At 52.9% G+C, this 6,000-nt stretch carries 7 protein-coding genes and 1 tRNA gene; all 8 read left to right on the top strand.

Annotation, left to right across the window (positions count from 1 at the left end; all coding sequences use genetic code 11):
- A partial coding sequence (locus OXH16_09025; protein MCY3681529.1) for a COX15/CtaA family protein occupies window positions 1-861 on the top strand: 861 nt, incomplete at its 5' end.
- On the top strand, window positions 858-1,817 hold the full coding sequence (locus tag OXH16_09020; GenBank protein ID MCY3681528.1) for a mannonate dehydratase: 960 nt from the start codon (window positions 858-860) through the stop codon (window positions 1,815-1,817). The genes OXH16_09025 and OXH16_09020, both read left to right, overlap by 4 nt.
- A 76-nt stretch (window positions 1,818-1,893) precedes the next feature.
- A tRNA-Leu gene (locus OXH16_09015) sits at window positions 1,894-1,980 on the top strand.
- 68 nt (window positions 1,981-2,048) lie between these two features.
- A complete protein-coding gene (locus OXH16_09010) occupies window positions 2,049-2,936 on the top strand; it encodes a DMT family transporter (protein MCY3681527.1) in 888 nt (295 codons plus the stop codon).
- Between the two features lie 108 nt (window positions 2,937-3,044).
- The gene (nthB, locus tag OXH16_09005; GenBank protein ID MCY3681526.1) at window positions 3,045-3,716 is read left to right on the top strand and encodes a nitrile hydratase subunit beta; all 672 of its coding nucleotides are present in this window, start codon (window positions 3,045-3,047) and stop codon (window positions 3,714-3,716) included.
- 28 nt (window positions 3,717-3,744) lie between these two features.
- The gene (nthA, locus tag OXH16_09000) at window positions 3,745-4,344 is read left to right on the top strand and encodes a nitrile hydratase subunit alpha (GenBank protein MCY3681525.1); all 600 of its coding nucleotides are present in this window, start codon (window positions 3,745-3,747) and stop codon (window positions 4,342-4,344) included.
- A gap of 7 nt (window positions 4,345-4,351) precedes the next feature.
- Entirely contained in the window at window positions 4,352-4,687 is a 336-nt protein-coding gene (locus OXH16_08995; GenBank protein MCY3681524.1) for a nitrile hydratase accessory protein, read from the top strand.
- A gap of 134 nt (window positions 4,688-4,821) precedes the next feature.
- Window positions 4,822-5,721 (top strand): hypothetical protein, encoded by a 900-nt coding sequence (locus OXH16_08990; protein ID MCY3681523.1) that lies wholly within the window; start codon window positions 4,822-4,824, stop codon window positions 5,719-5,721.
- Window positions 5,722-6,000 lie beyond the last annotated feature (279 nt).

Genomic DNA, 6,000 nt, shown 5'->3' with positions numbered 1-6,000 from the left:
TCAGGCGCGGGCCTGGGATGGCCCGACTGGCCTCGGTGCTGGGGCTGCTGGTTCCCGCCCTCGAGTATTGACGACATCGACCGGGCCTATCTCGCAGAACGCGGACTAAACATCGAAGACTTCAACCCGGTCAAAATGTGGATCGAATACATCAACCGCCTCATCGGCATGATCATCGGCCTGCTTGTCATCGCCACCTTCTTGCGCGCCATCCCATACCGAAAAACACACCCCGCCATCTTCTACGGATCGCTAATAGCCGTCTTCCTCGTCGGCTTTGAAGGCTGGCTCGGCGGTCAAGTCGTACAATCCGGTCTCAAACCCGGCATGATCACCCTGCACATGGCAGGCGCGATGGTACTCTTATGCCTGTTGCTCTACGTCACATTTCGCGCCGTTGACATCCGCCTTCCCGCCACATTGCCCACCCCCAAATTACTCGCCCACCTCTCAGCCTGGCTCTTCATCATCGTATGTCTTCAGATGCTACTCGGCACACAGGTGCGCGAAGCCATTGATCCCTATATCAAAAACAGCGAAGGCGTCGCTCGCAGTGCGTGGATCGCCAATATTGGCCTTATGGACCATATCCACCGATCCTTCACCTGGGTGGTAATTGCCGTCGCCGCTTATCTCGTCTATATCATACGCAAAAATGCAATAGGAGGCTTGCTCAAAGTGAGCAGCCTCCTCGCACTTGCACTCATTCTGTTTCAAGCAGCCACCGGCATCGCTCTGGCGTATGGCGGCCTACCCCGCGTATTTCAAGTACTCCATCTCGTGACCGCGGCCCTGCTAATCTGCGCGGTCTATACTTTGTGGCTCACACTGAGAGCCATCAACACAAGGAGGTCTTCATGAAAGTTTCCGTCTGGCACCGCGAACTCTCCGATTCGTATCTGCGATTTGTCACCCAACTCGGCGCTGACGCCCTCGATTTTGGAACTGATACGGACATTCCCGGCGTTGCAGAACAGGGGTATCCCGACCTGGATGAACTTCTAAAAGTGAAGAAAAAAATCCATTCCTGGGGCCTGTCGATCAACCGCGTCAGCCTGCCAAATATCACAGAAAAATTTATGACCGATCAACCCGGCGGCGAAAAAGAACTCGAAAATACATGTGCGGCATTGCGCATACTTGCCGAAGCAGGCGTACCCATTGCCCGACAGCGATTCTGGGGCGACACCTTTAACGAACTCATGTTTCGCTACCGGTCTGAACACCGCGGCGGATACCTCTCGCGAGGCGAAAGTCAGGCACTGACCAATCCCGTGCCCGAAACACCCGATTACGAAGCCCTGCAAGACTGGTGGAAACACTTCTGCATCGTCTATGAAAACCTCGTGCCCATAGCCGAAGAAACCGGGATTAAGCTCGCCATTCACCCGTCCGACACCCCCAACCCGGACACCCCGCTGGGCGGCCTGGGATTTCACCGCGTCATCGACGCCTTTCCCAGCGCACAAGTCGGCTACCTCTACTGTTGCGGCACCCGCGCCGAAGCGGGAGGTTCACCGCTCGTCCTCGACGAAATTAACAACTACGGCCGCAAAGGTCGCATCTTTATGGTACACTTCCGCAATGTGCGCGGCTCACTCGCCACAGCCCGCGGTTTTGAAGAAACCCTGCTCGACGACGGCGACATGAACATGTTTAAGCTCTTGCTGGAACTCAATCGCGTGGGCTTTGATGGCTGCCTGAATCCCGATCACATTCCCGGACTCGAAGGCGACAACGATCCCATCACCGGTGGGCTGGCTTACTCCGTGGGCTACATCAAAGCGCTATTCGCCGCCCTCGCTGCCCTGCCATGATGCGGCGGCTGCGACGCGCTCACCATCTTGACAACCCATAAGCGATTTGATATATTGCCTTCACACTGGATCAGGTGCCGAAGTGATGGAATTGGTAGACGTGCGGCGTTCAGGGCGCCGTGGGCTTAGGCCCGTGTGGGTTCGAATCCCACCTTCGGCACCATAAATTCTCGCATAGCAAGGGTTATGCCGCTCGGCATAACCCTTTTTTATACACAACGGAGCGTACGGTTGATCAATTACGGCGAAGGAGTTGCTCTTGGGGCGTCACTGGTTTGGGCATCTACCAGCCTCGTCTTAAGAACGCTATCCCAGCATCAGCCATCGGCACTCATCACAGCCATCCGCTGTGGGATCTCTGGACCTTTTTTCTGGATGCTATTGCCTTTTGGTCCCCCCCTGTCCACACTCTCCAACGTACCGCTACACGAATGGGGACTGTTGATCGGCTCCGTTTTCATCGGCATAGTCATTGGCGATCAACTCTATTTACACGCCATGAAAGAAATTGGCGTATCGCGCACAATGGCTCTGGTTGGCACACTTCCAATTACCACGCTAATTTGGGAGCAATTGCTGCTCGATGTACCCGTCACCCGCACCTTTATTTTCGGATGTGTTTTGGCGGCATCCGGCGTTATCTTACTCTCTCAACGACCGCGCCAGAATCGCACAGACACACAAGAACACCCCATCCGCCTCAAACGCGGGATAACCTTTGCCCTTATCACATCTTTACTCTGGGGTTTGAGCACCACCATGCTCAAACCTGCAATGACGCATCTCACCAGTATTCAGGCCAACAGCGTGCGAATGCCGCTCGTAGCCCTGGCATTATTTGGTATTTGGCGGCTCAATCAGGGGCGCGGCAACCTGCGCGACATCGGATGGCGCACATTTGCGCTGATTGCCTTCACCGGACTTGCAGGCATGGGCCTCGGATCTTTCTTCTACGTCGAGGCCGTTCTGTTCATCGGACCCGCTAAAACAGCAACAGTAACAACTGCAACACCTGTCCTCTCACTTATTCTGGCAGTAATCTTTCTCAAAGAACAAATCACGCTCCGCCTTCTCACAGGAGTTACTCTCTGTATAGCTGGCGTTCTGCTCGTGCTTTGACCTTCCATTTAGGCAATTGGGTAGTTGACAAAATATCAAGTACAAATTAAACTATGTCTCCCTCAGAAACCCGGCAAACATCCACGACAGCTAAACACAGGAGCAAACATGGATGGCATTCACGACATGGGTGGGATGCATGGATTTGGTCCCATAGAGCGCGAAGAAAACGAACCCTTATTTCACCACCCCTGGGAAAGCCGGGTACTCGCCATATCCGTAGCCACACCTGTGCCGATCCCCGGAGGCTCCCGCAACAATATCGAAAACATGGACCCGGCGCACTACCTCTCGTCCAGCTATTACGAAAAATGGCTGTATTCCCGTATCAAAGGACTGATCGACGCCGGCGTACTAACCCCGGAAGAGATGGAAACACGGATGGCACTCTTCCGAAACGATCCTAATGCCGAAACCCCGGCACACCCCGATCCCGATGCCGTCAGAGCGGAACTCAAACGACCGCGCCCTGCTACCCCACCCCAGCAAAAAATGGACATCCAGCCGCAATTTTCCAATGGCGACCGCGTAAGATCGCGCAACATCCATCCCGAGGGCCACACCCGGCTCCCCCGATACGTACGGGGCAAATACGGCACAATCACCAATTACTACGGCATCGACAACCTCCAGGACGCCGAACTGCCCGCAGGGTGTACAAACCGCCAGCAACCCTTATACGCCGTGCGCTTTGAAGCCTCGGAACTATGGGGTAGTGCCGCCGAAACAAAAAGTGCCGTCTATCTGGACATGTGGGAAAGCTACCTGGAACCCGTTTAACCATCCTCAAGCACAAAAGGATTTTTTTATGAACACAGTTACCCAGACCGAGACCGACGCAGCCCTGCGCACCAGAGCGCTCGAATCGCTCCTCATCGAAAAGGGATTGATCACAGCAGATATTATAGACGAAGTCGTGGAAAAATACGAAAAAGACGTAGGTCCCCTCAACGGAGCCAGAGTGGTTGCCCGCGCCTGGACAGATCCGGACTACAAACAACGGCTGCTGGAGGATGGCAGAGCGGCAATTGCCGAACTGGGTTTTGACAGCGCGCAGGGTGCCAAAATCGTCGTATTGGAAAATACCCCGGACGTCCACCACCTCGTCGTCTGCACCCTTTGCTCCTGTTATCCCTGGTCCGTACTCGGCTTGCCTCCGAACTGGTACAAATCCTACGCGTACCGCTCGCGAGCTGTACGAGAGCCAAGAGCCGTCTTGCGGGAATTTGACCTCGACCTGCCCGACACCGTAGAAATCCGCGTCTGGGACAGCAACTCGGACCTCCGCTACATGGTCCTGCCCGAACGCCCTGCCGGCACAGAAAACTACACCGAAGAACAACTCATCTCACTTGTCACGCGCGACGCAATGATCGGCGTCACCAAAATCGAATCGCCCTCAAAGTGAGACCAGAATGACGCAAAAAACCGACAAAAAAATCGCCACCATGGACACGAAAATCGCCCTGCCCAGAGAAAATGGAGAACTCGTTTTTCAGGCGCCCTGGGAAGCGCGCGCTTTCGGTCTTGCCGTTGCACTCAACGAAAAAGACCTCTACGAATGGCGTGCGTTCAGTTCCCAATTGGCTTCGGAAATCGCCGATGCAGAACAAAACAACAACCCATCGAGCTACTATGCCCGATGGGTCGCTTCCCTCGAAGAATTGCTCATTGATAGGGGCTTGATCAGCCGGGAACAACTGGACGCCAGAACAGCGGAATACGCCATTCACGACCATCACGATCACTAAAAATTTATCCCATGCGGTATCTAAAAAAATTACTGTTTTTCGCTTTCGTGGCAATGTCACCTACCCTGTCCACGGATGAATCAACGGCCAACCAGGTATCTTTCGATAGCCCATTGCTTGTCATTGAGGCCAAAGTGGGCACCCAACCCGGACAGTTTGGTATCAGTTTCGCACCAGAAGGAGGTGGGTGGCACTATCCGACAGACTTTACAATTGACACCAGCGGATCGATTTGGGTGCTGGATACCAGAAATGACCGGGTTCAAAAGTTCGACCAGAATGGACAGTTCAAATTCGCAGTCACACTTCCGCAGCACTATAAGAGTATCAAAACCCATCCTTCTGGCAATGTGATTGTTGGATATCCAAGTTCAAATAATCCCACTCTCCTCTTTTTGAATTCTAAAGGTGAGGAGATAAAAAAAATTAGCCTCCCAGGTATAGGAGGATCAGGCGACTTTGGCGTTGACAAATCAGGACAGATCTTATATTCAGATGCCGGAAACCTCTTAATTCTAAACGAGTCTGGGGAGACGATTCGTGTAATACCGAATGCTTCGAGGCTACTTAAGAACGCTAATTTTTATGCGAGCTACCTCATTACCGGATCATCCCGAAATGCGACTGGTACTTTTCAAAAGTTCGATGATACGCGGAGCCAGATGGATGACTGGATAGCGTTCACACCCGAGAAACCGTCATCGTTGTCCTTCCAGGCAAAAGCCATTGCGGTTCTCCCATTTGGCAAGAATGAGGTATTCGTTCAATGGCTGGTCAATAGAAATCCCAGAGAGGAGTTTATTACCCTGCACAACCTTCAGGGAAGCGTTTTGAGCACCCCACCCAACTGTCCAATTAATTCATTCCCTGACAAACCATATGGGAGCTTCTTGTTTCGTGTAGATAAGGATGGAAACTTCTACCAGATGGAGATTGTTCTTCCAGGACATCGATACGAACATCTAAGCTGGCATTACCCTCCCAGTAGCTCTGTGACCTTCTTGCGCATCTGGAAATGGAACCGAACTAAATAAGGCATTCATTGGCCTAAGATGCTCTAATACCGTCATACTGTGGCAAGTTGTCCTGCTGGGTATCACTCGGTAGGGCAACTTTCATGCAAATTTTCTCAGCCCGCACTGTTGGCCGAAACCGGGATTCGGTATCTCCATGCAGCAATCACTGATCTGGTTCAGATACTCCGGCACGAGTGAACAAGGACAAAAGACAGAAAGGGTTACGCCACCTCGACGTAACCCTTTTTTACTATTAACTTTACTGGCGTTGTGCCCAGCGTATGCCTATGCTGTGAG

The sequence above is a fragment of the Gemmatimonadota bacterium genome, assembly GCA_026705765.1.
GTDB lineage: Bacteria > Latescibacterota > UBA2968 > UBA2968 > UBA2968 > VXRD01.
This window is presented reverse-complemented; position numbering and strand designations above follow the sequence as displayed.

What these genes read in the sequence shown, in the direction of transcription:
- nthB (MCY3681526.1), top strand. Translation starts at nt 3,045, where the DNA reads ATGGATGGCATTCACGACATGGGTGGGATGCATGGATTTGGTCCCATA.
- nthA (MCY3681525.1), top strand. Translation starts at nt 3,745, where the DNA reads ATGAACACAGTTACCCAGACCGAGACCGACGCAGCCCTGCGCACCAGA.
- OXH16_08995 (MCY3681524.1), top strand. Translation starts at nt 4,352, where the DNA reads ATGACGCAAAAAACCGACAAAAAAATCGCCACCATGGACACGAAAATC.
- OXH16_09020 (MCY3681528.1), top strand. Translation starts at nt 858, where the DNA reads ATGAAAGTTTCCGTCTGGCACCGCGAACTCTCCGATTCGTATCTGCGA.